This window comes from Paraburkholderia sp., assembly GCF_036488505.1.
Classification (GTDB): Bacteria; Pseudomonadota; Gammaproteobacteria; order Burkholderiales; family Burkholderiaceae; genus Paraburkholderia.
The window spans coordinates 1-23,966 of record NZ_DASXHN010000032.1 but is presented as its reverse complement, the minus strand read 5'-3'; the positions used below and the strand labels follow the sequence as shown (position 1 = coordinate 23,966).

Sequence of the window (23,966 nt, the reverse complement as noted above, 5' to 3'; positions counted from 1 at the left end):
ATTCGAACACCATGGACATTCATATCAATCAGAAGCCGTTGTCGCTGCCCGAAGGCGCGACTGTCGCCGATGCGCTCACCGCTTTCGGCGCACGTCCGCCGTTTGCGGTCGCGCTGAACGGCGATTTCGTCGCCCGCACTCAACATGCGGCGCGCGCGCTGCAACCGGGCGACCGGCTCGATGTCGTGCAACCCGTGGCCGGCGGCTAAGCCGCTCCACCTTGCCCCGCCTTGCCTTGCCGCAAACCAGGATGATGCAAATGACTTCCCCCCAAACCGCCGACGCGCTCACGCTGTACGGCCAGACTTTCGCGAGCCGCGTGCTGCTAGGCACCTCGCGCTATCCGTCGCTGCAGTCGCTGTCGGATTCGATCGACGCGGCGCGCCCCGGCATGGTGACCGTCGCGCTGCGCCGCCAGATGAACGACGGCAACGCCGGGGCCGGCTTTTTCGATCTGCTCAAACGCCACGGGGTGCCGCTGTTGCCGAACACCGCCGGCTGCCTGAGCGTCGGCGAGGCGGTGGCGACCGCGCAGATGGCGCGTGAAATCTTCGAAACCGATTGGGTCAAGCTCGAACTGATCGGCGACGACTACACGCTGCAGCCCGACCCGGTCGGCCTGATCGAGGCGGCCGCGCGGCTCGTCAAGGATGGCTTCAAGGTACTGCCGTATTGCACCGAAGATCTGGTGATCGGCCGCCGTCTGCTCGACGCCGGCTGCGAGGCGTTGATGCCGTGGGGCGCGCCGATCGGCACCGGCAAAGGCGTGATCAATCCGTACGGGCTGCGAGTACTGCGCGAGCGGCTGCCCGATGTGCCGCTGATCGTCGATGCCGGACTCGGCGTGCCGTCGCACGCGGCGCAGGTGATGGAGTGGGGCTTCGATGGCGTGCTGCTGAACACGGCGGTGTCGCAGGCGACGCACCCCGACGCGATGGCGCGCGCATTCGCGCTGGGCGTCGAAGCGGGCCGCGAAGCATATCTTGCAGGGCCGATGGCCGAGCGCGAAAGTGCGCACGCGAGCACACCGGTGGTCGGCATGCCGTTCTGGCATCAGGATGGGAGCGCCACATGACACAGTCTTTAACGTTGAAGAACCGAGACCTGTTCTGGCCGCCCGCCGACGAACTCGTCGAAGCCACCGAGCGCATTCGCGCGCGTCTCGGCGACTGGCCGCCCACGCACGCGCCGTGGCGCATCTGCCTGACCGCGCCGGACGAGCCGAACGGCGGCGACCTGATCGTGATCGCCGACGCGCAGCAGCATGGCGAGCAGGTAGCGCGCTGGCTCACCCGGGGCGCCGGCGTGATCGAGGCCGCTCAGAATCGCGCCACACTGCATCTGGGCGGCGAGAAGTACGCGCTCGAAGGTGATCTGGCGGAAGACTGGATCGCCGCGCTGGCCGCATTCCTCGATTGCGGTTTCGATCCGCATGATGCGCTTGTGCTGGCGCTGGCATGGCGCGATGGCGACGAAACCCGCGCCGGCGATGCGTTCCCGTGCGACCTTGCTCGCTTTCCCCGTCTGCTAGACCTGCCTGCTGCACCGGCACAGGCGTTCCCGGATTGCCCGGAAAGGCTGGGCCTGTACCCGGTGCTGCCGACTGCGGACTGGGTGGAGCGGGTGGTGGGCTTCGGCGTGAAGACGGTGCAGTTGCGCCGCAAGTCGGCCGAACCCCGCGACGAGCTCAATCGCGAAATCGCCCGCTGCGTGGCGGCCGGCCGCGCGCACGACGCGCAAGTGTTCATCAACGACCACTGGCACGCCGCAATCGAGGCGGGCGCGTATGGCGTGCACCTCGGCCAGGAAGACGTGCATACGGCGGACCTCGCGGCGCTGGCCGACGCGGGCATCCGGGTCGGTCTGTCGACGCACGGTTTCTACGAAATACTCAAGGCGCTGCATTTCCGGCCGAGTTACATTGCGTTGGGCGCCGTCTTTCCGACCACCACCAAGGTGATGCCGACGGCGCCACAGGGCCTGAAGCGTCTTGCGCGCTACGTGCGGCTGCTCGACGGCGTCGTGCCGCTCGTCGCGATCGGCGGAATCGATCTGCAGGTGCTGCCTCAGGTGCTCGCGACAGGCGTGGGCTGCGCGGCCGTGGTCCGGGCAGTGACCGAAGCGGCCGATCCGGCCGCCGCAGTTTCTGCACTGCAACAAGGGTTTACGCAATAATCGTCGGCATTCGTCAAGGGACGGGGCACCTCACGGCAACTTTTGCATGATGGCCCTATAATTCGGCCTCCCCTGTAAAAGGATTGTCAGTTTTGGTGCCCTCCTCCGCCGAGACCTTACTCGAACTGCGCGACGTCGACTTTGGTTACAGCGACCGGCTCGTTCTGTCCAAGCTGAATCTGCGCTTTCGCCGCGGGCAGGTCGTCGCGGTCATGGGCGGTTCGGGCTGCGGCAAGACCACGGTGCTGCGGCTGATCGGCGGCCTCGTGCGCGCACAGCGCGGCCAGATCCTGTTCCACGGTCAGGACATCGGCGAGCAGACGCGCGAAGGTCTCTATGCGCTGCGCCGCAAGATGGGCATGCTGTTTCAATTCGGCGCGCTCTTCACTGACATGTCGGTGTTCGAAAACGTCGCCTTCTCGCTGCGCGAGCACACCGATCTCCCGGAAGAACTGCTGCGCGACCTCGTGCTGATGAAGCTCAACGCGGTCGGGCTGCGCGGCGCGCGTGATCTGCTGCCGTCGGAAATCTCGGGCGGCATGGCACGGCGCGTGGCGCTTGCGCGCGCGATCGCGCTCGACCCTGAACTGATGATGTACGACGAGCCGTTCGCCGGTCTCGATCCGATTTCCCTTGGCATCACCGCGAACCTGATCCGCACGCTGAACCGGGCGCTCGGCGCGACGTCGATTCTCGTCACGCACGACGTGCCGGAATCGTTCGCGATCGCGGATTACGTCTACTTTCTCGCCAACGGCGGCGTGCTCGCCGAGGGTACGCCTGAGGAACTGCGCGCGTCGACCGATCCGACCGTGCGGCAGTTCATCGACGGCGCGCCGGACGGCCCGTTCAGATTCCACTACCCGACGCAAACGCCGCTCGGCGCGGATTTCGGCATCGGCGGAGGCCAGTCATGATCAGTGCGATCGGTCGCTCGGTGATCAGCGGGCTCGGTACCGCCGGCTATGCGACGCGCTTCTTTCTACGGCTGGTGCTCGAGCTGTTCCCGCTGCTGCGCCGTCCGCGTCTTGTCACGAAGCAGATCCACTTCGTCGGTAATTATTCGCTCGTGATCATCGCGGTGTCGGGGCTGTTCGTCGGCTTCGTGCTCGGTCTGCAAGGCTATTACACCCTCAATCGCTATGGCTCCGAGCAGGCGCTCGGGCTGCTGGTCGCGCTGTCGCTGGTGCGCGAACTCGGGCCGGTGGTTACCGCGCTGCTGTTCGCCGGCCGCGCGGGCACGTCGCTGACTGCCGAGATCGGCCTGATGAAGGCGGGCGAGCAGCTCACCGCGATGGAAATGATGGCCGTGGATCCCGTCAAGGTCGTGATCGCGCCGCGCCTGTGGGCGGGCATCATCGCGATGCCGATCCTCGCGGCGATTTTCAGCGCGGTCGGTATCCTGGGCGGCTACGTGGTCGGCGTGCTGCTGATCGGCGTCGATGCCGGCGCGTTCTGGTCGCAGATGCAAGGCGGCGTCGACGTGTGGCGCGATATTGGCGCCGGGGTCATCAAGAGCGTGGTGTTCGGCCTCGCGGTGACCTTTGTCGCGCTGTTTCAGGGCTATGAGGCGAAGCCGACGCCGGAGGGGGTGTCGCGCGCGACCACCCGCACGGTCGTGTACGCATCGCTCGCGGTGCTTGGCCTCGATTTCCTGCTGACCGCACTGATGTTCAGCTAAGACTGAAGCCGCGCGGCGTGCCGGCTGCCCGCGGCGCATGATGCGCGATGCGCGGCGGTAAGCCACGGCGCGGCGGATTCACTTTGGGATGACGATGAAAAAGAATGCTCTCGACTTCTGGGTCGGCCTGTTCGTAGTGCTGGGTTTCGTCGCGTTGCTGTTTCTCGCGCTGAAGGCCGGCAACATGAGTTCACTGTCGTTCCAGGCGACCTACCCGGTCAAGCTGAAGTTCGACAACATCGGCGGATTGAAGCCGCGCGCGCCGGTGAAGAGCGCGGGTGTGACCGTCGGGCGGGTCGCTTCGATCGGCTTCGACAGCAACGCGTACCAGGCGCTCGTGACGATCGACATCGACAAGCAGTACCCGTTTCCGAAAGACACGTCGGCGAAGATTCTGACTTCCGGGCTGCTCGGCGAGCAATATATCGGCCTCGAACCGGGCGGTGACACGGAAATGTTGAAGGCGGGCGATACGATCTCGATGACACAATCGGCGATCGTGCTGGAGAATCTGATCGGCCAGTTCCTGTATAGCAAGGCCGCGGATTCCGGCGCGGCGAAGCCCGCTGCGCCGGCGGCGGCACCGGCGCCGGCCGCGCCTGCCGCGGGCGCCAGTCAATAAGGAGAACAAGAATGCAGACCACACTGCAGACCTCGCGCATCGGCGCGCGGGTCTTCCAGTTCGGCAAGGTTGCGATGGCTGCGGCGCTGCTCGCCGGTTGCGCGACGGTCGAAACGCCGACCAAGGGCGATCCGTTAGAGGGTTTCAACCGCACGATCTTCACCGTCAACGACAAGATTGACCAGTACGCGCTGAAGCCGGTCGCGAAGGGTTACGTCTGGGCCACGCCGCAGCCGGTGCGCGACAGCGTGACGAACTTCTTCTCGAACATCGGCGACGTGTACATCGCCGCGAACAACCTGCTGCAGCTGCGCATCGCCGACGGGGTGTCGGACATCATGCGGATCGTGATCAACACGGTGTTCGGCGTCGGTGGCCTGTTCGACGTCGCGACGCTCGCGAAGCTGCCCAAGCACGAGAACGACCTGGGTCTCACGTTCGGCCACTATGGCGTGCCGCCCGGACCGTACCTGGTGCTGCCGCTGTTCGGGCCGAGCACGGTGCGCGACGCGGTCGGCTCGATCGGCAACTACTACGTGAACCCCGTCAGCTACATCGATCCGCCGGGCTTGAGCTGGGGGCTGTACGGGCTGAACGTCGTCAACGTGCGTGCGAATCTGCTCGGCGCGAGCGACGTGCTGGAGGGCGCCGCGCTCGACAAGTATTCGTTCGTGCGTAACGCGTATCTGCAGCGCCGTCAGTATCTGCTGTCGGATGACCGTCGCCGGCCGCAGGCACTGCCGAACTACGACGAGGAAGCGCCGCTGCCGAAGTACGACGAAGACTCCGGCGCGGGAGCAGGGGCGGCCGCCGCGCCGGCAGCCGGGGCGACCGGCACCGCGGGTACGCAGGGTGCTGCGGCAAAAGCGGCGCCGGCATCGGGCGCGGCCGCGGCGACACCGCAGGGCGCGTCGGCTGCGGCGCCCGAACCCGCGTCGGGCAGCGCCGGCACACCGCCGCTCGACCTGAACGGCGGTCCGGAAACGACGCAGATTCCGGCCGACCAGCTGGTGCCGCCCACGCGTTTCAACTTTCCGTCCTTCAAATTGCGTTGAACGTGCAGCCGTAACAGATCGATACGACTCTCGCAGTTTGCGGATGGATTGCCGCCGAGCTCGCGTGGTAAGGTCGATCGCACCATTGCACTATTTTCGAGGTACCGCTCAATATGAAAAAGTTCTTCCTGATTCCGTTGTTTGCCGCGTTGTTCTCGTTCATCAGCGTCGGCGCGTCAGCACAAACCGTCGACACCAGCGCGCCCGACGTAATGGTCAAGACCGTGACCCAGCAGGTAATCGACGCAATCCGCAGCGACAAGTCGATCCAGCAGGGCGACATCTCGCACATCACGCGTCTCGTCAACGAAAAGATCCTGCCGTACACCGATTTTCGTCGCACTACCCAGCTTGCGATGGGCCGCAACTGGCGTACCGCGACGCCCGAGCAGCAGAACCAGGTGGTCGAGCAGTTCAAGATGCTGCTGATCCGCACGTATTCGGGCGCGCTCGCACAGGTTCGCGACCAGCAGATCCAATACAAGCCGTTCCGCATGAACCCGGACGACACCGACACGGTGGTGCGCTCGGTCGTGTTGAACAACGGCTCGCCGATCGAACTCGACTACCGTCTGTACAAGACGCCGCAAGGCTGGCGCGTGTATGACATCAACGTTCTGGGCGCATGGCTGATCCAGGCTTACCAGCAGCAGTTCAGCGAGCAGATCCAGCAGAAGGGCGTGGACGGACTGATCCAGTTCCTCACCCAGCGCAACCAGCAACTGGCCGCGGGCAAGCAGTCGTGAGCGAGGTGCTGAACCCGGTCGCGAACCGCTTCACAAGCGGCGCGACGCTGACCCACGAGAGCGCGAAGGCCGCGCTCGCGGCGGGCCTGCAACGCATCGCAGCGGGTGCGGCTGGAGTCGATTGCGCGCCGCTCGCGCAGTTCGATTCGGCCGCGCTTGCGGTGCTGCTCGCGTGGGTGCGCGCTGCGGCCGCGCGCGGCGCCCGATTCGACATCGTCAATCTGCCTGCCGGTCTTGCGAGCCTCGCGCAAGCCTACGGCGTCGATACGCTTCTTCCCACGCAGATCGTTGCGTCGGCGCGACATTGACGCTCCCCTAGCGTCATCTCCCACGCTTCCGGCCGGGCCGGGGGTGCCAGTTTTTGCCCTATAATCAAACGTTTTTTTGGGGCGTTGAATTGGCCCCGAATCGGCCTCGAACCCGTTTCTTCGAGCAGTTGCTCGCCCCCAAAGCTCCGGTCGGGGCTACTTTAGGTGCCGCGCCGCACGCGGCCCACAGTCATGTCAGCCATAGAAATTCGTAACGTCAAGAAGCGCTATAAAGAGTTGCAGGCGCTCAAGGGCGTCAGCCTCACGGTCGAAGAAGGCGAGTTCTTCGGGCTGCTCGGTCCGAACGGTGCGGGCAAAACCACGCTGATCAGCATTCTGGCCGGTCTCGCACGCGCCGACCAGGGCAGCATCGCGGTGCGCGGCCATGACGTCGTCGACCATTTCCGCGATGCGCGCCGCGCGCTCGGCGTGGTGCCGCAGGAACTCGTGTTCGATCCTTTCTTCACGGTGCGCGAAACCTTGCGCATCCAGTCCGGGTACTACGGCCTGCGCAACAACGACGCGTGGATCGACGAGATCATGGCCAATCTCGACCTCACGGAGAAAGCCGACGCCAACATGCGCGCGCTATCGGGCGGCATGAAGCGCCGCGTGCTGGTCGCGCAGGCGCTCGTGCACCGGCCGCCGGTGATCGTGCTCGACGAGCCGACCGCGGGTGTCGACGTCGAATTGCGTCAAACGCTGTGGAAGTTCATTTCCCGCCTGAACCGCGAAGGTCACACGATCGTGTTGACCACTCACTACCTCGAAGAAGCCGAATCGCTGTGCGACCGCATTGCCATGCTCCGCCGTGGCGAAGTGGTCGCGCTAGAGCGCACCAGCACGCTGCTGCAGCGTTTTGCCGGCATGCAACTGTTCGTGCGCTTCGCGCAGGGCGTGCTGCCCGCCGCGCTGCGTCCGCTCGAGGCGGAAAGCGGCGCGACCAACGGCAACGGGCGCCAGCATCTGCTGCGGCTGACGAGCTACGACGACGTGGAGCGTATCCTCGCGCAATGCCGCGCGGCGGGTTGTACATTCGATGAAATCGAGGTCCGCAAGGCCGACCTCGAAGACGTGTTCGTTCAGGTGATGAACGGCCCGGAAGTGATCGAGGGGCTTGCATGAGCGGCTACAGTGGATTTGCCACGCTGTTTTATAAAGAACTGCTGCGCTTCTGGAAGGTGTCGTTCCAGACCGTGCTCGCGCCGGTCATCACCGCGCTGCTTTATCTGACGATTTTCGGCCATGCGCTGCGCGGGCATGTCGAGGTGTATCCGGGCGTCGAGTACACCAGCTTCCTGATTCCGGGCCTCGTAATGATGAGCGTGCTGCAGAACTCGTTCGCGAATAGCTCGTCGTCGCTGATCCAGTCGAAGATCACCGGCAACCTGGTGTTCGTGCTGCTGCCGCCGCTGTCGCACTATGAGATGTTCGCCGCGTACGTGCTCGCGGCGGTAGCGCGGGGTCTGTGCGTCGGCTTTGGCGTGTTCATCGTGACGATCTGGTTCGTGCCAGTGAGCTTCGGCGCGCCGCTCTACATCATCCTGTTCGCGCTGTTCGGCGCGGCGATTCTCGGCACGCTCGGCCTGATCGCCGGCATCTGGGCCGAGAAGTTCGATCAGCTCGCGGCGTTCCAGAACTTTCTCATCATGCCGCTTACGTTCCTGTCGGGCGTGTTCTACTCGACGCACACGCTGCCGCCGGTGTGGCGCGAGGTGTCGCGGCTCAACCCCTTTTTCTACATGATCGACGGCTTTCGCTACGGCTTCTTCGGGTTGTCGGATATCGACCCGCGGGTGAGTCTGGCGATCGTCGCCGGTTTCTTCGTGGTGCTGGCCGCAGTGGCGATGCGCATGCTCGCCACCGGCTACAAGCTGCGTCACTGACGAGGAGCTTCTCATGTTGCCGACTCCAGAACAGATCAAGCAGTACATCGCGGCTGGGCTCGCGTGCGAGCATCTCGAAGTCGAAGGCGATGGTCAGCATTTTTTTGCGACGATCGTCTCGCCGAGCTTCGAAGGCAAACGCCTGATCCAGCGACATCAACTCGTGTACGCGGCGCTCGGCGACCGCATGCGCGAAGAAATCCACGCGCTCAGCATGAAGACGCTGACGCCCGCCGAATGGCAGAACGCGTAAATCTGGATATTTAGTGCGAATTACTCAGGAAGGGCGCGACGCCGCGAGCGGCGCGCCGAACACAGTCAAGGCGGCCGCGGGCGCGACCCGGGCCGATCAGGAATCGACAGGCATGGATAAACTCATCATTGAAGGTGGCTACCCGCTCTCCGGTGAAGTTGTCGTCTCGGGCGCCAAGAATGCGGCATTGCCGATCCTGTGCGCGGGTCTGCTGAGCGCTGAGCCAGTGCACCTGGAGAACGTGCCCGATCTGCAAGACGTTCGCACGATGCTCAAGCTGCTCGGCCAGATGGGTGTACGCATCGAAGCGGGCGAAGGGCGCGTGGCGCTCGATGCGTCGAAGGTCGATAACCTCGTCGCGCCGTACGAGATGGTCAAGACCATGCGCGCGTCGATCCTCGTGCTGGGCCCACTGGTCGCGCGTTTCGGTCATGCGCGCGTGTCGCTGCCGGGCGGCTGCGCGATCGGCGCGCGGCCGGTCGATCAGCACATCAAGGGCCTGCAGGCGATGGGCGCGGAGATCACGATCGAGCACGGCTTTATCGAAGCGCGCGCGAAGCGTCTGAAGGGCGCGCGCATCGTCACCGACATGATCACCGTGACCGGCACGGAGAACCTGCTGATGGCGGCGGTGCTGGCCGACGGCGAGACCGTCATCGAAAACGCCGCGCGTGAGCCGGAAGTGGTCGACCTCGCGCATCTGCTGGTTGCGATGGGCGCGCAAATCGACGGCATCGGCACCGACCGCCTCGTGATCCAGGGCGTCGAGAAGCTGCACGGCGCGAAGCACGCGGTGATTCCGGACCGTATCGAAGCGGGCACGTTCCTGTGCGCGGTCGCGGCCGCCGGCGGCGACGTCACGCTGCGCAAGATGCGTCCGCTGCTGCTCGAAGCGGTGACCGAAAAGCTGCGCGAAGCGGGCGTGACGGTCGACGAAGGCGACGACTGGATGCGCGTGCGCATGGACAGGCGTCCAAGCGCGGTAACGTTCCGCACCTCCGAATACCCGGCGTTTCCGACTGACATGCAGGCGCAGTTCATGGCGCTGAACGCGATCGCGCACGGCACCGCGCAGGTCGTCGAAACGATCTTCGAAAACCGCTTCATGCACGTGCAGGAGCTGAACCGCCTCGGCGCGAGCATCACGATCGACGGCAACACCGCGCTCGTGAGCGGCGTCGAAAAGCTATCCGGCGCGAAGGTGATGGCCACCGATCTGCGCGCGTCCGCGAGCCTCGTGATCGCCGCGCTGCGCGCCGATGGTGAAACGCTGATCGATCGTATCTATCACCTCGATCGCGGCTATGACCGGATGGAAACCAAGCTGAACGCGATCGGCGCGAAAGTGCGCCGGGTTGCCGGGAGCGCGGCATGAGTTCGATGCCGCAAACGTCGTCGTCACCGGCGGTGAGCGCGCCGCTCACGCTGGCGTTGTCGAAAGGGCGTATCTTTGAAGAAACGCTGCCGCTGCTCGCGGCGGCCGGCATCGAGGTCGCGGAAGACCCGGAAACGTCGCGCAAGCTGATCCTGCCGACCACCGACGCGAACGTGCGCGTCATCATCGTGCGCGCGACCGACGTGCCGACCTACGTCGAGTACGGCGCGGCCGATTTCGGCGTGGCCGGCAAGGACGTGCTGCTCGAGCATGGCGGCAGCGGTCTGTATCAGCCGGTCGATCTGGACATTGCGCGCTGCCGCATGTCGGTCGCGGTAGCCGCGGGTTTCGATTATGCGAACGCGGTGCGCCAGGGCGCCCGCCTGCGCGTCGCAACCAAGTACGTTGAAACCGCGCGCGAGCACTTTGCCGCCAAGGGCGTGCACGTCGACCTGATCAAGCTGTATGGTTCGATGGAACTCGCGCCGCTGGTTGGCCTCGCCGACGCGATCGTCGACCTGGTCAGCTCGGGCAATACGCTGCGCGCGAACAATCTGGTCGAGGTGGAGGAGATCATGCAGATTTCGTCGCGCCTCGTGGTGAACCAGGCCGCGCTGAAGTTGAAACGCGCCGCTTTGCGGCCGATTCTCGATGCGTTCGCCAGCGCATCCAAAGCCGGCGCGCAGGCTGCCTGAGCGGCGATCGCAATCCGACTACCTGGCACGCGCGCGCCTTACCGAAACGGATACCTGTATGTCCATCAAGATTCGCAAACTCGATTCCACCGCTGCCGGCTTCCACAAGTCGCTGCATGCGGTGCTCGCGTTCGAGGCGAGCGAAGACGAAGCCATCGAGCGCTCGGTCGCGCAGATTCTGAACGACGTGAAGGCGCGCGGCGACGACGCGGTGCTCGACTACACGAACCGCTTCGACCGCCTCGATGCGAAGAGCGTCGCCGAACTCGAGCTGCCGATGACGGAGCTGGAAGCGGCGCTTGAAAGTCTCGAGCCGAAGCGGCGCGCGTCGCTCGAAGCGGCGGCGGCGCGGGTGCGCGGCTATCACGAGAAGCAGAAGATCGAATGCGGCAGCCATAGCTGGCAGTACACCGAGGCGGACGGCACGGTGCTCGGTCAGAAGGTAACGCCGCTCGATCGCGCGGGCATCTATGTGCCGGGCGGCAAGGCCGCCTATCCGTCGTCGGTGCTGATGAACGCGATCCCGGCGCGGGTAGCCGGCGTGCGCGAGATCGTGATGGTCGTGCCGACGCCGGACGGCGTGAAAAATCCGCTGGTGCTGGCCGCGGCACTGCTTGGTGGGGTCGACCGGGTGTTCACGATCGGCGGCGCGCAGGCGGTCGGCGCGCTCGCGTACGGCACGCAGACGGTGCCGGCGGTCGATAAGATCTGTGGCCCCGGCAATGCGTACGTCGCGTCGGCGAAGCGCCGTGTGTTCGGCACGGTCGGCATCGACATGATCGCCGGGCCGTCGGAAATCCTCGTGCTGTGCGACGGTACGACCGATCCGCGCTGGGTCGCGATGGACCTGTTCTCGCAAGCCGAACACGACGAACTCGCGCAGTCGATCCTGCTGTGCCCAGACGATGCGTTCATCACGCGCGTGCACGAAGCGATCGACGAACTGCTGCCGACGCTGCCGCGCCGCGACGTGATCCGTACGTCGCTCGAAAACCGCGGCGCGCTGATCAAGGTGCGCGACATGGCCGAAGCGTGCGGGATCGTCAACGACATCGCGCCCGAGCACCTCGAAATCTCGGCATTGGAGCCGCATCAGTGGGCGCAACACATCCGCCATGCGGGCGCGATCTTCCTCGGCCGCTACACGAGCGAGAGCCTGGGCGACTATTGCGCGGGCCCCAATCACGTGCTGCCGACTTCGCGCACCGCGCGTTTTTCGTCGCCGCTCGGCGTCTATGATTTCTTCAAGCGTTCGAGTCTGATCGAAGTCAGCGCGGAAGGCGCGCAGACGCTCGGCGAGATCGCCGCCGAACTCGCGTATGGCGAAGGGCTGCAGGCGCATGCACGCAGCGCCGAATACCGGATGCGGCAGCACAATAACTAACGCGGCTGACGCGGATCCCGAGAAAACCGCCGCGCGGCGAAGTCGAGCCGGCAGCGGCGAAGCGGCGCAAGCAAGGGGCGCCAACCGCGCGCCCCATTTACAACGAGCACACAGACCAACCAGCGCGGCCATCCGCCGCCGACGCAAGGCCGGCGCTCCCGCATGGCCCGGGCACACACCTATGACGACACCTCAAGACATCATCCGCCGCGACGTGCTTGCAATGACGAGCTATCCGGTGCCGGACGCCACAGGCTTTATCAAGCTCGACGCGATGGAAAACCCGTTTGCCCTGCCGTCGGAGCTGGCCGCGCAGCTCGGCGAGCGTCTGGCCGGCGTCGCGCTGAACCGCTATCCGGCACCACGTCCGGAAGCGTTGATCGAGCGGATCCGTCATGTGATGGGTGTGCCCGCCGGCTGCGACGTGCTGCTCGGCAACGGCTCGGACGAAATCATCAGCATCATCTCGGTCGCGTGCGCGAAGCCGGGCGCGAAGGTGCTCGCGCCGGTGCCGGGCTTCGTGATGTATCAGATGTCCGCCAAGCTGGCGAATCTCGAATTCGTCGGCGTGCCGTTGAAGACCGATTTCACGCTCGATACCGAAGCGATGCTCGCGGCGATCGCCGAGCACGAACCGGCGATCGTTTATCTCGCGTATCCGAACAACCCGACTGGCACGCTGTACGACGACGCCGATATCGAGCGCATCATCGCCGCGGCGAGCCGCAGCCTGATCGTGATCGACGAGGCGTATCAGCCGTTCGCGCAGAAGAGCTGGCTGCCGCGTGCCGACCAGTTCGACAACGTGGTCGTGATGCGCACGGTGTCGAAGCTGGGCCTCGCCGGCATCCGGCTGGGCTATCTGGTCGGCAAGCCCGCGTGGCTCACCGAATTCGATAAGGTGCGCCCGCCGTACAACACCAACGTACTCACGCAGGCCACCGCCGATTTTCTGCTCGATCACGTCGGCATCCTCGATGCGCAGGCCGCGCAATTGCGCGACGAGCGCGCGAAACTCGCGCAGGCGGTCGCCGCGCTGCCGGGCGCCGAAGTGTTCCCGAGCGCCGGCAACTTCCTGCTGGTGCGTGTGCCGGATGCATCGGTGCTGTTCGAAACCCTGCTAACCGCGCGGGTTTTGATCAAAAACGTGAGTAAAATGCATCCATCGCTGGTCAATTGCGTGCGTTTGACCGTCGGTTCACCGGAAGAAAACGCCCAGTTGCTGGCCGGCCTGAAACTGGTGCTGCGCTGATTTGCAGCACCAACCGGCAGCGCTGATTTGCAGCACGGATTCCGCAGCACCGGGCGGTCCGCCATTTTTTTCACCCCAACATACTCGCGCTTTCTAGCCGGATTCGAGGAATTACCATGCGCCTTGCGGAAGTCGTTCGCCACACCAGCGAAACGCAGATCCGTGCCAAGATCAACCTGGACGGCACCGGTCAGCAGAAGCTGGCCACCGGCGTGCCGTTCCTGGATCACATGCTCGACCAGATCGCCCGCCACGGGCTGTTCGACCTCGAGATAGAAGCGCATGGGGACCTGCATATCGACGACCACCATACCGTGGAAGACACCGGCATCACGCTCGGCCAGGCCGTCGCGAAGGCGATCGGCGATCGAAAGGGTATCCGCCGCTATGGCCATTCGTACGTGCCGCTCGACGAAGCGTTGTCGCGCGTCGTGATCGACTTTTCCGGCCGTCCGGGCCTCGAATTCCACGTACCGTTCACGCGCGCGCGCATCGGCACGTTCGACGTCGACCTGTCGATCGAATTCTTCCGCGGCTTCGTGAACCATGCTGGCGTCACCCTGCATGTCGACAATCTGCGCGGCATCAACGCGCACCATCAGCTCGAAACGGTATTCAAGGCGTTCGGGCGCGCGCTGCGCATGGCCGTCGAACTCGACGAGCGCGCGGCCGGACAGATTCCGTCGACCAAGGGCAGTCTTTAACGCGCCTCTATTCAGCCTTTAACGAGTCTTTAACGAGCCTCTCATCGTCTTTCATCGCCGCTGGCATCTTCACGCCACTCACCTTTAGCGAGCCACCAGGCAGCGCCGTGCGAGCCGGCAACCATCGTTCGACGCCGCGTGCCCGCATCGATGGATCGAAGACGTGGCGGCCAAACTTGAAATGAAAACTTCGATAGCGATTGTGGATTACGGAATGGGCAACCTGCGTTCGGTGGCCCAGGCGTTGCGCAAGGCCGCACCGGAAGCGGACGTGGCGATCGTCGACCGGCCCGAAGCGATCCGCGCGGCCGATCGCGTGGTGCTGCCCGGGCAGGGCGCGATGCCCGACTGCATGCGTAGTCTCGCTGCGTCCGGCTTGCAGGAAGCGGTCGTCGACGCGTCGCGCAGCAAGCCGCTGATGGGCGTGTGCGTCGGCGAACAGATGCTGTTCGACTGGAGCGCCGAGGGCGCCACACCGGGTCTCGGTCTGTTGCCGGGCAAGGTGCTGCGTTTCGAACTCGAACGCCAGTTGCAGGACGACGGCTCACGCTTCAAGGTCCCGCAGATGGGCTGGAACCGCGTGCGCCAGGCAGCGCGCCATCCGCTGTGGGATGGCGTCGCCGACAACGCGTTCTTCTACTTCGTGCACAGCTATTACGTGGTGCCGGACAATCCAGCCCATACGTCGGGTGAGACGGTGTATGGCGTCGCATTTACGTCGGCGGTAGCGCGAGATAACATCTTCGCCACGCAATTCCATCCCGAAAAGAGCGCCGACGCGGGTTTGCGCGTGTATCGCAACTTCGTGCACTGGAACCCGTGAACGTCTTTCTTCTTCCCGTTGCCGCGCGCGAGCAGCGCGGCGCCACGATCTGGCTGCAGACCGGCGCCTCGCTGGAGCGCGGTAAGAGTTGTACTAAACTAGCGAAACGGCGTTTCGGCGCGCTGGCTGGCCAGCCGTTGCCGCCGACCTTCAACCCACTCCCACACACCACCCGATTGCTATGCTGCTGATTCCCGCCATCGACCTGAAAGATGGTCAGTGTGTACGCCTCAAACAGGGCGATATGGACCAGGCGACGATTTTCTCCGAGGAACCGGCGGCAATGGCCCGACATTGGGTCGACCGCGGCGCGCGTCGTCTGCATCTCGTCGATCTGAACGGCGCGTTCGCCGGCAAGCCGAAGAACGGCGATGCAATCCGGGCGATCATCGACGAAGTGGCCGGCCGGATTCCCGTGCAACTGGGCGGCGGCATCCGCGATCTGAACACGATCGAGCGCTATCTGGACGACGGCCTGTCGTACGTGATCATCGGCACGGCGGCGGTGAAGAATCCAGGCTTTCTGCAGGACGCGTGCACCGCCTTCGGTGGCCACATCATCGTCGGTCTCGATGCGAAAGACGGCAAGGTCGCGACCGACGGCTGGAGCAAGCTGACCGGTCACGAAGTGGCCGACCTCGCGCGCAAGTTCGAGGACTACGGCTGCGAATCGATCATCTATACCGACATCGGCCGCGACGGCATGCTGCAAGGCATCAATATCGAGGCGACGGTGCGCCTCGCGCGCGCGGTGAAGATTCCGGTGATCGCAAGCGGCGGCCTGTCGAATCTCGCGGACATAGAGTCGTTGTGCGAAGTCGAAGACGAAGGCATCGAAGGCGTGATCTGCGGCCGCGCGATCTATTCGGGCGACCTCGACTTCACGGCAGCGCAAACGCTCGCGGACCGGCTGCGCGAATCGGACGACGCTTGACGCAGCGCCGCCGCGCATCGGCAGATTGATCGGCCCGGCGCGCAGGCTTCGCGAGATAGCCGCGGTGCGCTGGCATCGCGCCGGGTGTCCCCTTCCCCGCGGCGCACAGGTCAACGGCGGCTCTGGCGATGCGCGCGTTGATCAGCACGGGCCCGACGCTTCGCCCGACATCGGGTCGGGCGGAACTCCTCTCGTGGCGCGACGCGGCTGACCCGCGTTCTCGCGCCGGCACCGTGCCGCTTGCCCCGTTGGCGAGCGGCCTCATCAGCGGCATTGGCAGAATTGCACGATCATGGCTCTAGCTAAACGCATCATCCCCTGTCTCGACGTCACCGCTGGCCGGGTCGTCAAGGGCGTCAACTTCGTCGAACTGCGCGACGCGGGCGACCCTGTCGAAATCGCGCGCCGTTACGACGATCAGGGCGCCGACGAACTCACCTTCCTCGACATCACCGCGACCTCGGATCAGCGCGACCTGATCCTGCCGATCATCGAAGCGGTCGCCTCGCAGGTGTTCATCCCGCTGACGGTCGGCGGTGGCGTGCGCGCGGTCGAAGACGTGCGGCGGCTGCTCAATGCCGGCGCGGACAAGATCAGCATGAACTCGTCGGCGGTCGCGAATCCGCAGCTCGTGAAGGACGCCACCGACAGATACGGCTCGCAATGCATCGTCGTCGCGATCGACGCGAAGCGCGTGTCGGCGGACGGTGCAACGCCGCGTTGGGAAGTGTTCACGCACGGCGGTCGCAAAGCGACCGGACTCGACGCGATCGAATGGGCGCGCAAGATGGCCGAACTCGGCGCGGGTGAAATTCTGCTCACCAGCATGGATCGCGACGGCACCAAGAGCGGCTTCGATCTCGCGCTGACGCGCGCGGTCTCGGACGCGGTGCCGGTCTCAGTGATCGCGTCGGGCGGCGTCGGCAACCTGCAGCATCTCGCCGACGGCATCAGGGACGGTCACGCGGACGCGGTGCTCGCCGCGAGCATCTTCCACTATGGCGAACATACGGTCGGCGAGGCGAAGCGCTTTATGGCCGATCAGGGCATTTCGGTGAGGATGTGACGTGACGAATCTCTCGGCAGTGAGCTGGCTCGACAAGGTGAAGTGGGACGCGAACGGCCTCGTGCCGGTGATCGCGCAGGAAGCGTCGACGAACGACGTGCTGATGTTCGCGTGGATGAACCGTGATGCATTGGCGAAAACGGTCGAGACCGGCCGCGCGGTGTATTTCTCGCGCTCGCGCCAGCGCCTGTGGTTCAAGGGCGAGGAGTCGGGCCATGTGCAGCACGTGCATGAGGTGCGGCTCGATTGCGACGAGGACGTCGTGCTGCTGAAGGTCGAGCAGGTGGCGGGTATCGCGTGTCACACAGGCCGCCACTCGTGCTTTTTCCAGAAATTCGAAGGCTCGGTGGACGACGGCGACTGGCTGGCCGTCGATCCCGTGCTGAAAGACCCCGAACAGATCTACAAATGACGCAATCCACGCAAACCGAAGCTAGGTCCGCCGCCACGTCCGCATCGACATTAGATACGCTGCTGCGTCTCGCGGCGATCATCGACAGCCGCAAGGGCGGCAATCCGGACACCTCGTACGTGTCGCGCCTGTTCCACAAGGGCGACGACGCCGTGCTGAAGAAGATCGGCGAGGAAGCCACCGAGGTGGTGCTGGCCGCGAAGGACGCGCGCCAGGGCGGCGCGCCGAAGGCGCTGGTCGGTGAGGTCGCGGACCTGTGGTTTCATTGCCTCGTGATGCTGTCGCATTTCGATCTGAGCCCGGCCGACGTGATCGCCGAACTCGAGCGACGCGAAGGTTTATCGGGCATCGAGGAAAAGGCGCTGCGCAAGAGCCGCGATCGGGAGCGCAACGGCGACTGAGCGGCGAGCGAGCGGTAATCGAGCGGCGACGGAGCTGCGATCGACGGCGACTGCTGGCGGTTCGCCGGCCACCAGCGGCAAACGAGCTCGCCAAATCGGCATTTGCGCTTGAAGTCGCGAACGCCGGCGCCCATATTGCGGATTAATGCACCCCCGGGAGGACGCAAGCATGGAACAGTCGCAAGAAAGCTATCCGCCGCCGGTCTACCGCCATGCGATGGAGCCTGAACGCCAGCGCGGCCTGCGAACGCTGACTCATGTGCTCTACGGACTCTACGCGGTGCACTGGCTGACGGGCGGACTGACCATTCTGATCGCGATCATCATCAACTATGTGAAGCGGGCGGACGTGGCCGGCACGCCGTACGAAGCGCATTTCGAATGGCAGATCCGCACGTTCTGGATGGGCCTCGTCGGCTACGCGATCGGTGCGCTGCTGCTGCTCGTGCTGATCGGCGTTCCGGTGCTGTGGGCCGTCAGCATCTGGATGTTGTACCGTATTATCAAAGGCTGGCTCTATCTGTACGATAACAAGCCGTTCGCGAATCCGCGCGGCTGGGTCTGAACGCCGTCCGGTCCGTTTCATGGGCCGGTTTTCGGTCGGATCTCGTTGCGGTCACGCTTCGCGCTTCCGTCATGCCGTGTCAGGAATACGATGAGTCACGATCCGAACTGCCTTTTCTGCAAGATCGCCGCTGGCGAAATCCCGTCCACCAAAGTGCATGAAGACGACGAGTTCATCGCCTTCCGCGACATCCGTCCGGCGGCCGAAACTCATGTGCTCGTCATTCCGCGCAAGCACATCGCGACGCTGTCGAACTGCACCGAAAGCGACGTGCCTCTGCTTGGTAGAATGCTCGTTTTAACCGCGCGTCTGGCCGACCAGCTCGGCGTTGCGTATACCGGCGGCGAAACCGGTTTTCGCACGGTCATCAATACCGGGCCAGGCGGAGGGCAGGAGGTGTATCACCTGCACGCGCACATTCTCGCGGGACCGCGCCCCTGGCAACGCATGGGCTGAGCGGCGAGTGCGGTTCGGGCCACGCGTGATGCGCGACATGGGCGAGCCGTCGGGGTTTTTGGTCGAGGACAATAGCGCCGCCGGGGTTTTTTGCGCATCTGTAATAACGTCGACGCGGTCGTTCGGCCACAATGAATGACACCGGTTGGCCGGAGGGTGTATCGGCAGCAAATCGGGACGGGCTGCGGTAACGTAGAGATAGTGGGAGACGAAGCGGAGCGGAAGTACGAGACTTGGCGCCCGCGCTTCAGATTACGCCGTAAGGCGCACGAAATTTTCCGCATTCCGGTGCGGTGTTGGGGCTAAGGAGAGAAGTCATGGGTTCGTTGAGCATTTGGCATTGGTTGATCGTGCTGTTGATCGTGGCGCTCGTGTTCGGCACGAAGAAACTGCGCAATATCGGCACCGATCTGGGCGGCGCGGTGAAGGGCTTCAAGGAAGGCATGAAGGAAGCCGAATCGCCGGAAGCGGATACGCAGCAGCAGCGCGAACTGCCGCGCAACGGCGCGGTGGACGTCGAGGCGAAGGAAAAGACGCCGCATTCGAGCGATTACCGCTAAGCCGCGGCACTCCAGCCGCTCCCGCGTTACTGACGGACACCCCCCTTCATGCTGGACCTCGGTCTAACCAAGATGGCGCTGATCGGCGTCGTCGCGCTGGTCGTCCTCGGGCCTGAGCGTCTGCCGCGAGTCGCCCGCACGGCCGGCGCGCTGTTCGGCCGCGCGCAGCGGTACATCAACGACGTGAAAGCCGAGGTCACGCGCGAAATCGAGCTCGACGAACTGCGGCGCATGAAGACCGAGTTTGAGAAGGCCGCGAGCAATGTCGAAACTTCGGTGCAGGACAATCTGCGCAAGCATGAGAATGAGCTGAACGCAGCCTGGAACAGCGGCACGTCGGTATCGCCGAGCATCGCCGGCAGTGCGCTCGAAGACGCCGGCAGCAGCACGGGCGCGACGTCGTGGCCGATCAGCACGCCGGCCGTCGCGCCAAAACGCAAGAACTGGCGCCTCAAGCAAAGCGCCACACCCACCTGGTACAAGCGTGCAAGCCTGCGCCGCACGCGCGTGCAGTCGGGCGCCGCGCGCGTCGCGCGGCATACGCCCGCCACCCTGCGTCGTCCGACGCGGTTTTTCTGATGATCAGAACGACAATCTCTAACCGAGGGCCGGCGTGAGCGACCCCCAGCAATCCCAGACCGAAGGCGCCGAAGAGACCTTCATTTCCCACCTCGTCGAACTGCGTGACCGCATTATCCGGGCGGGCCTCGCGGTCATTGTCGTGTTCCTTGGGCTCGTGTACTGGGCGCCGGACATCTTTCGGCTGCTTGCCCGTCCGCTGATGATGAACCTGCCGAAGGACGGCAAGATGATCGTCACCGACGTGACCGGCTCATTCTTCGTGCCGATGAAGGTCACGATGCTGGTCGCGTTCGTGATCGCGTTGCCGGTCGTGCTGTATCAGATCTGGGCATTCGTCGCTCCCGGGCTGTACCAGCACGAGAAGAGACTGGTCGCGCCCTTGGTGGCGAGTAGCTATACGCTGTTCCTGTGCGGGATGGCGTTCGCGTACTTCGTCGTGTTCCCGACCATCTTCCGCGTGATGGCGCACTACAACGCGCCGCTCGGCGCGGAGATGACGACGGATATCGACAATTACCTCAGCTTTGTTCTAACGATGTTCCTCGCGTTCGGCGTGACATTCGAGGTCCCGATCGTCGTCGTGCTGCTGGTCCGCATGAACGTGGTCACGCTGAAGAAGCTGAAGGAAATCCGTCCGTATGTGATCGTCGGCGCGTTCATCGTGTCGGCCGTCGTCACGCCGCCGGACGTGTTTTCGCAGCTGATCCTCGCGGTTCCGCTGATCGTGCTGTACGAAGCTGGCATCGTCGCGGCGCGGTTGTTTGCCGGCAAACGTCCGGTGCCGGTCGAAGAGGCGAGTCCGCCGTCGAGTTGAGCCGGCGAGTTCGCACCGTGTGCGTTGCGCGCGGGGCCGTGGCGGTGAGAAGCCGTGAGCGAATGAAAAGGGCAGTCCATTGCGGACTGCCCTTCTTGTTATGTCGACGCTTGAACTGGCCGTCGCTCGTGGGCTACCTGACACCGCTGGCGTAGCACGCACTTCGCGAGCGGCGCTTTTAGCGCTCTGAACCCTCAACCGCCCTCATCGTCCGGCTGATCACCGCCGCCGCCGTTGTCGTCGTCTGCCTGCTTCGGCGGCGGCGGGCGTTTGCCGATCATCACATCGAGGTCGATCTGACGGCCCTTGCGCACTAGGTGCACCTTCGCCGACGTCCCTGGCTTGATCTGCGCAATCACGTTCAGCAGACGCGTCGTATCGGTGATCTCCTGGCCGTTCACGCTAACCAGGATGTCGCCGGGCTTGATTCCCGCGCGGTCCGCCGGGCCGCTCTTGAGCACTCCCGCGACGATCGCACCCGACTTCTGATCGAGCCCGAACGACTCGGCGATTTCCGGCGTAACGTCTTGCGGCTCGACGCCGATCCAGCCGCGCGTGACCGAGCCGGTCGTGATGATGCTCTCCAGCACACTGCGCGCGGTGGACACCGGAATCGCGAAACCGATGCCCAGAGAGCCGCCCGAGCGCGAGTAGATCGCGGTGTTGATGCCGAGCAGGTTGCCGTCCACGTCGACGAGTGCACCGCCGGAATTGCCGGGGTTGATCGCCGCGTCAGTCTGGATAAAGTTTTCGAACGTATTGATGCCCAGATGGTTGCGCCCGAGCGCGCTGACGATGCCCATCGTCACGGTCTGACCGACGCCGAACGGATTGCCGATCGCCAGTACCACGTCGCCGACATGCGCCTGCTCCATGCGGCCGAGCGTGATGGTGGGCAGATGCGTCAGATTGATTTTGAGCACCGCCAGATCGGTTTCGGGATCGATGCCGATGACCTTTGCGCTGGCGGTGCGGCCGTCGGCGAGCGCAACTTCGATCTGATCGGCGCCGTCCACGACGTGCTGGTTCGTTAGAATGTAGCCTTCCGAACTCACTATCACGCCTGAACCCAGGTTCGAGGCCGGCTGGTCCTGCTGCTTGCGATTGTTCCGGTCGCCGAAGAAGTAACGGAACAACGGGTCTTTCGCTCGCGGGTCGGGAGGCAGCGAGCCATCCTTGCTGGAGAACACGTTGACGACCGCGGGCATGGCCTTTTGCGCCGCATCGGCATAGGACGCCTCGGCATGGCCATTGCTGACGCCTGGCGCCACTTCCCGCAGCGCGACGATCGGTTCGGCGAGCTGCCTGCCGAACTGCCCTTGACGCTGCAGCCACTGCGGTTTGAGGGTCGCAATGATGAACATCAGCGCCAACAGCACAGTCACCGCTTGGGCAAAAAACAGCCAAAAGCGTCTAAGCATCTGAAGACTAGAGGGATATATGGATCGGATCGAACTTGAATTGTACTTGAACAACCTTCTCCAAATCGCTCGGTTCAAGGACTACTGTCCCAACGGATTGCAGGTCGAAGGGCGCCGCCGGGTCAACAAGCTCGCCACTGGCGTGACCGCGTCGGTGGCCTTTCTGGAAGCGGCCCTCGATTGGGGCGCCGACGCCGTGCTGGTCCATCACGGCTACTTCTGGCGCAACGAGGCGGCGCCGATCACCGGCCGCAAGCACGCGCGCCTGAAGCTGCTGCTCGCGAACGACCTGAACCTGTTCGCCTACCACCTGCCGCTCGACGATCACCCGGTGTTCGGCAACAACGCGCAGATCGGCGAGAAGATGGGGTGGATCAGCGACGCGCGTTTCGGCGACAACGAACTCGGCTGGCTCGCCACGTTGCCGATGCCGATCACGCTGTCGCATCTCACCGTGGAAATCGAACAGACGCTCGGGCGCACGCCGCTCGTGTTCGGCGATCCGGATCGTCAGTTGCGCCGCGTCGGCTGGTGCACGGGCGCCGCGCAAAGCATGTTCGACTCGGCGATCGCGGCGGGCGCCGACGTCTTCGTGACTGGCGAGGTGTCCGAGTCGGTGATGCATACGGCGGCCGAGAGCGGCGTCGCGTTTTTGTCGGCTGGCCACCATGCGACCGAACGCTTCGGCGTGCAGGCGGTGGGCAAGCATCTGTCCGAATCGTTCGATATCGAACATCTGTTCGTTGATATCTCGAATCCGGTTTAATTGCGCATTGCATTCGCGAAGAAAAAAGCGCGAATAGCGTAGAAGGCACTTAAAAGGAGGTGCGAAAAAGTTTGCGATCGGTACGGAGAAACCCTGAGTTATCAATGGGTTCGCACGGTTTTTGGCGATCGGCCCTTGTAAATGGCGACTCCATTCGCGCAAACTAGCGGCGGTAGAACCGACGTGAAGGAAAAATCCAACTCAGAAGTGGGGCGTGTGATGCGAGACAAGGAAGATAAACGCGTCGATGGCAGCCGCCGTAACTGGCTGGTAGCGACGACCGTAGCAGGCGGCGTAGGAGGAGTTGCCGTTGTCGTACCCTTTGTTAGTTCGTTTGCACCATCCGAGAAAGCCAAGGCCGCGGGTGCCCCGGTCGATGTCGATTTCAGCAGTCTCAAACCCGGCGACATGATGACCGTCGCCTGGCGTGGCAAACCGGTGTGGGTCATCAATCGCACGGACCGGATGCTCGCCGACGTGCAGAAAGCGGACAACATGGTGGCGGACCCCCACACGAAGAATCCGTTCTCCATGCCGCTGCCGGAGTACTGCAACAACGAATTCCGTTCGCGCGCGGAGAATAAGCATCTGCTGGTGGCAGTCGCCGTTTGCACGCATCTGGGCTGCACGCCAACGCCCCGCTTCCAGGAGGGCCCGCAGGCCAACCTGCCCGACGACTGGCCAGGCGGTTTTCTGTGTCCTTGCCACGGCTCGACCTACGACATGGCCGGGCGCGTCTTCAAGAACAAACCCGCCCCGCAGAATCTCGACATCCCGCGTTTCATGTTCACGTCGCCGACGGCGCTCGTGATCGGGAAGGACGAGAAAGGAGAAGCGTAATGGCGAGCGAACACGAAGTAGAGACGACCGGGCTGACTGGCTGGATCGATCGGCGCTTCCCGATGACTTCCACCTGGAAGAAGCACGTTTCCGAGTACTACACGCCGAAGAATTTCAACTTCTGGTACTTCTTCGGTTCACTTTCGCTGCTCGTGCTGGTCAACCAGATCGTCACCGGCATCTTCCTCAC

General features: G+C 64.2%; 30 protein-coding genes and 1 pseudogene. 30 read left to right on the top strand and 1 reads right to left on the bottom strand.

Translation table 11 applies throughout. The features are described 5' to 3' along the window. The first annotated feature begins 11 nt into the window (after nucleotides 1-11). From thiS to tatC, 27 genes are all read left to right on the top strand, one after another. Complete coding sequence (gene thiS, locus VGH68_RS02110; RefSeq protein ID WP_331601851.1) at nucleotides 12-209, top strand: sulfur carrier protein ThiS; 198 nt, start codon at nucleotides 12-14, stop codon at nucleotides 207-209. A 50-nt stretch (nucleotides 210-259) separates the two neighbouring features. Continuing rightward, nucleotides 260-1,075 (top strand): thiazole synthase, encoded by an 816-nt coding sequence (locus VGH68_RS02105; RefSeq protein WP_331601849.1) that lies wholly within the window; start codon nucleotides 260-262, stop codon nucleotides 1,073-1,075. Beyond that, the gene (gene thiE / locus VGH68_RS02100; RefSeq protein WP_331601848.1) at nucleotides 1,072-2,175 is read left to right on the top strand and encodes a thiamine phosphate synthase; all 1,104 of its coding nucleotides are present in this window, start codon (nucleotides 1,072-1,074) and stop codon (nucleotides 2,173-2,175) included. The genes VGH68_RS02105 and thiE overlap by 4 nt, the downstream gene beginning before the upstream one ends. 95 nt (nucleotides 2,176-2,270) lie before the next feature. Further along, entirely contained in the window at nucleotides 2,271-3,092 is an 822-nt protein-coding gene (locus VGH68_RS02095) for an ABC transporter ATP-binding protein (protein ID WP_331601847.1), read from the top strand. Next, the gene (gene mlaE, locus VGH68_RS02090; RefSeq protein WP_331601846.1) at nucleotides 3,089-3,856 is read left to right on the top strand and encodes a lipid asymmetry maintenance ABC transporter permease subunit MlaE; all 768 of its coding nucleotides are present in this window, start codon (nucleotides 3,089-3,091) and stop codon (nucleotides 3,854-3,856) included. Before VGH68_RS02095 ends, mlaE begins: the two co-directional genes overlap by 4 nt. A 94-nt stretch (nucleotides 3,857-3,950) precedes the next feature. Then, entirely contained in the window at nucleotides 3,951-4,478 is a 528-nt protein-coding gene (gene mlaD / locus VGH68_RS02085) for an outer membrane lipid asymmetry maintenance protein MlaD (RefSeq protein ID WP_331601845.1), read from the top strand. A gap of 11 nt (nucleotides 4,479-4,489) precedes the next feature. Further along, the gene (locus VGH68_RS02080; protein ID WP_331601844.1) at nucleotides 4,490-5,533 is read left to right on the top strand and encodes a VacJ family lipoprotein; all 1,044 of its coding nucleotides are present in this window, start codon (nucleotides 4,490-4,492) and stop codon (nucleotides 5,531-5,533) included. 113 nt (nucleotides 5,534-5,646) lie between these two features. After that, on the top strand, nucleotides 5,647-6,279 hold the full coding sequence (locus tag VGH68_RS02075; RefSeq protein WP_331601843.1) for an ABC transporter substrate-binding protein: 633 nt from the start codon (nucleotides 5,647-5,649) through the stop codon (nucleotides 6,277-6,279). Next, nucleotides 6,276-6,587, top strand: coding sequence for an STAS domain-containing protein (locus VGH68_RS02070; RefSeq protein ID WP_331601842.1), 312 nt, complete (start codon nucleotides 6,276-6,278; stop codon nucleotides 6,585-6,587). The genes VGH68_RS02075 and VGH68_RS02070 overlap by 4 nt, the downstream gene beginning before the upstream one ends. A gap of 192 nt (nucleotides 6,588-6,779) precedes the next feature. After that, nucleotides 6,780-7,712, top strand: coding sequence for an ABC transporter ATP-binding protein (locus VGH68_RS02065; protein WP_331601841.1), 933 nt, complete (start codon nucleotides 6,780-6,782; stop codon nucleotides 7,710-7,712). Beyond that, complete coding sequence (locus VGH68_RS02060) at nucleotides 7,709-8,473, top strand: ABC transporter permease (protein WP_331601840.1); 765 nt, start codon at nucleotides 7,709-7,711, stop codon at nucleotides 8,471-8,473. Before VGH68_RS02065 ends, VGH68_RS02060 begins: the two co-directional genes overlap by 4 nt. Nucleotides 8,474-8,486: 13 nt before the next feature. After that, entirely contained in the window at nucleotides 8,487-8,726 is a 240-nt protein-coding gene (locus tag VGH68_RS02055) for a BolA family protein (protein ID WP_331601839.1), read from the top strand. A gap of 13 nt (nucleotides 8,727-8,739) precedes the next feature. Further along, nucleotides 8,740-10,101, top strand: coding sequence for a UDP-N-acetylglucosamine 1-carboxyvinyltransferase (murA, locus tag VGH68_RS02050; protein ID WP_414696880.1), 1,362 nt, complete (start codon nucleotides 8,740-8,742; stop codon nucleotides 10,099-10,101). Further along, nucleotides 10,098-10,796 carry an ATP phosphoribosyltransferase gene (gene hisG / locus VGH68_RS02045; protein ID WP_331601837.1) on the top strand — a complete coding sequence of 233 codons (699 nt, stop codon included), beginning with the start codon at nucleotides 10,098-10,100 and terminating at the stop codon, nucleotides 10,794-10,796. Before murA ends, hisG begins: the two co-directional genes overlap by 4 nt. 58 nt (nucleotides 10,797-10,854) lie before the next feature. Next, nucleotides 10,855-12,180 (top strand): histidinol dehydrogenase, encoded by a 1,326-nt coding sequence (hisD, locus tag VGH68_RS02040; RefSeq protein ID WP_331601836.1) that lies wholly within the window; start codon nucleotides 10,855-10,857, stop codon nucleotides 12,178-12,180. 181 nt (nucleotides 12,181-12,361) lie between these two features. Continuing rightward, nucleotides 12,362-13,432 (top strand): histidinol-phosphate transaminase, encoded by a 1,071-nt coding sequence (hisC, locus tag VGH68_RS02035; protein WP_331601835.1) that lies wholly within the window; start codon nucleotides 12,362-12,364, stop codon nucleotides 13,430-13,432. A gap of 116 nt (nucleotides 13,433-13,548) precedes the next feature. After that, nucleotides 13,549-14,136 (top strand): imidazoleglycerol-phosphate dehydratase HisB, encoded by a 588-nt coding sequence (hisB, locus tag VGH68_RS02030; RefSeq protein ID WP_331601834.1) that lies wholly within the window; start codon nucleotides 13,549-13,551, stop codon nucleotides 14,134-14,136. Nucleotides 14,137-14,317: 181 nt separating this feature from the next. After that, nucleotides 14,318-14,959, top strand: a complete 642-nt coding sequence (hisH, locus tag VGH68_RS02025) for an imidazole glycerol phosphate synthase subunit HisH (protein ID WP_331601833.1) — start codon at nucleotides 14,318-14,320, stop codon at nucleotides 14,957-14,959. A gap of 181 nt (nucleotides 14,960-15,140) precedes the next feature. Next, entirely contained in the window at nucleotides 15,141-15,893 is a 753-nt protein-coding gene (gene hisA, locus VGH68_RS02020; protein ID WP_331601832.1) for a 1-(5-phosphoribosyl)-5-[(5-phosphoribosylamino)methylideneamino]imidazole-4-carboxamide isomerase, read from the top strand. Between the two features lie 292 nt (nucleotides 15,894-16,185). After that, nucleotides 16,186-16,959, top strand: a complete 774-nt coding sequence (gene hisF, locus VGH68_RS02015; protein WP_331601831.1) for an imidazole glycerol phosphate synthase subunit HisF — start codon at nucleotides 16,186-16,188, stop codon at nucleotides 16,957-16,959. Between the two features lies 1 nt (nucleotide 16,960). Then, a complete protein-coding gene (gene hisI, locus VGH68_RS02010; RefSeq protein ID WP_331601830.1) occupies nucleotides 16,961-17,371 on the top strand; it encodes a phosphoribosyl-AMP cyclohydrolase in 411 nt (136 codons plus the stop codon). Continuing rightward, on the top strand, nucleotides 17,368-17,772 hold the full coding sequence (locus tag VGH68_RS02005; protein WP_331601829.1) for a phosphoribosyl-ATP diphosphatase: 405 nt from the start codon (nucleotides 17,368-17,370) through the stop codon (nucleotides 17,770-17,772). The genes hisI and VGH68_RS02005 overlap by 4 nt, the downstream gene beginning before the upstream one ends. Nucleotides 17,773-17,941: 169 nt before the next feature. Next, the gene (locus VGH68_RS02000) at nucleotides 17,942-18,337 is read left to right on the top strand and encodes a hypothetical protein (RefSeq protein ID WP_331601828.1); all 396 of its coding nucleotides are present in this window, start codon (nucleotides 17,942-17,944) and stop codon (nucleotides 18,335-18,337) included. Between the two features lie 90 nt (nucleotides 18,338-18,427). Then, nucleotides 18,428-18,793: a histidine triad nucleotide-binding protein gene (locus VGH68_RS01995; RefSeq protein ID WP_331601827.1), complete on the top strand. Its 366-nt coding sequence runs from the start codon at nucleotides 18,428-18,430 to the stop codon at nucleotides 18,791-18,793. Between the two features lie 317 nt (nucleotides 18,794-19,110). After that, nucleotides 19,111-19,353: a Sec-independent protein translocase subunit TatA gene (gene tatA, locus VGH68_RS01990; protein WP_331601826.1), complete on the top strand. Its 243-nt coding sequence runs from the start codon at nucleotides 19,111-19,113 to the stop codon at nucleotides 19,351-19,353. Between the two features lie 48 nt (nucleotides 19,354-19,401). Further along, on the top strand, nucleotides 19,402-19,932 hold the full coding sequence (tatB, locus tag VGH68_RS01985) for a Sec-independent protein translocase protein TatB (protein WP_331601825.1): 531 nt from the start codon (nucleotides 19,402-19,404) through the stop codon (nucleotides 19,930-19,932). 34 nt (nucleotides 19,933-19,966) lie between these two features. After that, nucleotides 19,967-20,749: a twin-arginine translocase subunit TatC gene (tatC, locus tag VGH68_RS01980; protein ID WP_331601824.1), complete on the top strand. Its 783-nt coding sequence runs from the start codon at nucleotides 19,967-19,969 to the stop codon at nucleotides 20,747-20,749. Between the two features lie 194 nt (nucleotides 20,750-20,943). On the opposite strand, the gene VGH68_RS01975 is transcribed toward tatC, so the two are convergent. Next, on the bottom strand, nucleotides 20,944-22,170 hold the full coding sequence (locus VGH68_RS01975) for a Do family serine endopeptidase (protein ID WP_331601823.1): 1,227 nt from the start codon (nucleotides 22,168-22,170) through the stop codon (nucleotides 20,944-20,946). Nucleotides 22,171-22,189: 19 nt separating this feature from the next. Here VGH68_RS01975 and VGH68_RS01970 point away from each other — a divergent pair, with 19 nt between their 5' ends. From VGH68_RS01970 to VGH68_RS01960, 3 genes and pseudogenes are all read left to right on the top strand, one after another. Then, nucleotides 22,190-22,936, top strand: a complete 747-nt coding sequence (locus tag VGH68_RS01970) for a Nif3-like dinuclear metal center hexameric protein (RefSeq protein WP_331601822.1) — start codon at nucleotides 22,190-22,192, stop codon at nucleotides 22,934-22,936. 219 nt (nucleotides 22,937-23,155) lie between these two features. Next, nucleotides 23,156-23,776, top strand: a complete 621-nt coding sequence (gene petA / locus VGH68_RS01965) for a ubiquinol-cytochrome c reductase iron-sulfur subunit (RefSeq protein ID WP_331601850.1) — start codon at nucleotides 23,156-23,158, stop codon at nucleotides 23,774-23,776. Further along, nucleotides 23,776-23,966 (top strand): annotated as a pseudogene (locus VGH68_RS01960) (cytochrome bc complex cytochrome b subunit); the annotation flags it as partial. The gene petA and the pseudogene VGH68_RS01960, both read left to right, overlap by 1 nt.

Bases quoted from the DNA above. Each gene is read 5' to 3' on its own strand.
- thiS (WP_331601851.1), top strand. From the start codon at position 12: ATGGACATTCATATCAATCAGAAGCCGTTGTCGCTGCCCGAAGGCGCG.
- VGH68_RS02105 (WP_331601849.1), top strand. From the start codon at position 260: ATGACTTCCCCCCAAACCGCCGACGCGCTCACGCTGTACGGCCAGACT.
- thiE (WP_331601848.1), top strand. From the start codon at position 1,072: ATGACACAGTCTTTAACGTTGAAGAACCGAGACCTGTTCTGGCCGCCC.
- mlaE (WP_331601846.1), top strand. From the start codon at position 3,089: ATGATCAGTGCGATCGGTCGCTCGGTGATCAGCGGGCTCGGTACCGCC.
- mlaD (WP_331601845.1), top strand. From the start codon at position 3,951: ATGAAAAAGAATGCTCTCGACTTCTGGGTCGGCCTGTTCGTAGTGCTG.
- VGH68_RS02080 (WP_331601844.1), top strand. From the start codon at position 4,490: ATGCAGACCACACTGCAGACCTCGCGCATCGGCGCGCGGGTCTTCCAG.
- VGH68_RS02075 (WP_331601843.1), top strand. From the start codon at position 5,647: ATGAAAAAGTTCTTCCTGATTCCGTTGTTTGCCGCGTTGTTCTCGTTC.
- VGH68_RS02065 (WP_331601841.1), top strand. From the start codon at position 6,780: ATGTCAGCCATAGAAATTCGTAACGTCAAGAAGCGCTATAAAGAGTTG.
- VGH68_RS02060 (WP_331601840.1), top strand. From the start codon at position 7,709: ATGAGCGGCTACAGTGGATTTGCCACGCTGTTTTATAAAGAACTGCTG.
- VGH68_RS02055 (WP_331601839.1), top strand. From the start codon at position 8,487: ATGTTGCCGACTCCAGAACAGATCAAGCAGTACATCGCGGCTGGGCTC.
- hisG (WP_331601837.1), top strand. From the start codon at position 10,098: ATGAGTTCGATGCCGCAAACGTCGTCGTCACCGGCGGTGAGCGCGCCG.
- hisD (WP_331601836.1), top strand. From the start codon at position 10,855: ATGTCCATCAAGATTCGCAAACTCGATTCCACCGCTGCCGGCTTCCAC.
- hisC (WP_331601835.1), top strand. From the start codon at position 12,362: ATGACGACACCTCAAGACATCATCCGCCGCGACGTGCTTGCAATGACG.
- hisB (WP_331601834.1), top strand. From the start codon at position 13,549: ATGCGCCTTGCGGAAGTCGTTCGCCACACCAGCGAAACGCAGATCCGT.
- hisH (WP_331601833.1), top strand. From the start codon at position 14,318: ATGAAAACTTCGATAGCGATTGTGGATTACGGAATGGGCAACCTGCGT.
- hisA (WP_331601832.1), top strand. From the start codon at position 15,141: ATGCTGCTGATTCCCGCCATCGACCTGAAAGATGGTCAGTGTGTACGC.
- hisF (WP_331601831.1), top strand. From the start codon at position 16,186: ATGGCTCTAGCTAAACGCATCATCCCCTGTCTCGACGTCACCGCTGGC.
- VGH68_RS02005 (WP_331601829.1), top strand. From the start codon at position 17,368: ATGACGCAATCCACGCAAACCGAAGCTAGGTCCGCCGCCACGTCCGCA.
- VGH68_RS02000 (WP_331601828.1), top strand. From the start codon at position 17,942: ATGGAACAGTCGCAAGAAAGCTATCCGCCGCCGGTCTACCGCCATGCG.
- VGH68_RS01995 (WP_331601827.1), top strand. From the start codon at position 18,428: ATGAGTCACGATCCGAACTGCCTTTTCTGCAAGATCGCCGCTGGCGAA.
- tatA (WP_331601826.1), top strand. From the start codon at position 19,111: ATGGGTTCGTTGAGCATTTGGCATTGGTTGATCGTGCTGTTGATCGTG.
- tatB (WP_331601825.1), top strand. From the start codon at position 19,402: ATGCTGGACCTCGGTCTAACCAAGATGGCGCTGATCGGCGTCGTCGCG.
- VGH68_RS01975 (WP_331601823.1), bottom strand. From the start codon at position 22,170: ATGCTTAGACGCTTTTGGCTGTTTTTTGCCCAAGCGGTGACTGTGCTG.
- VGH68_RS01970 (WP_331601822.1), top strand. From the start codon at position 22,190: ATGGATCGGATCGAACTTGAATTGTACTTGAACAACCTTCTCCAAATC.
- petA (WP_331601850.1), top strand. From the start codon at position 23,156: ATGCGAGACAAGGAAGATAAACGCGTCGATGGCAGCCGCCGTAACTGG.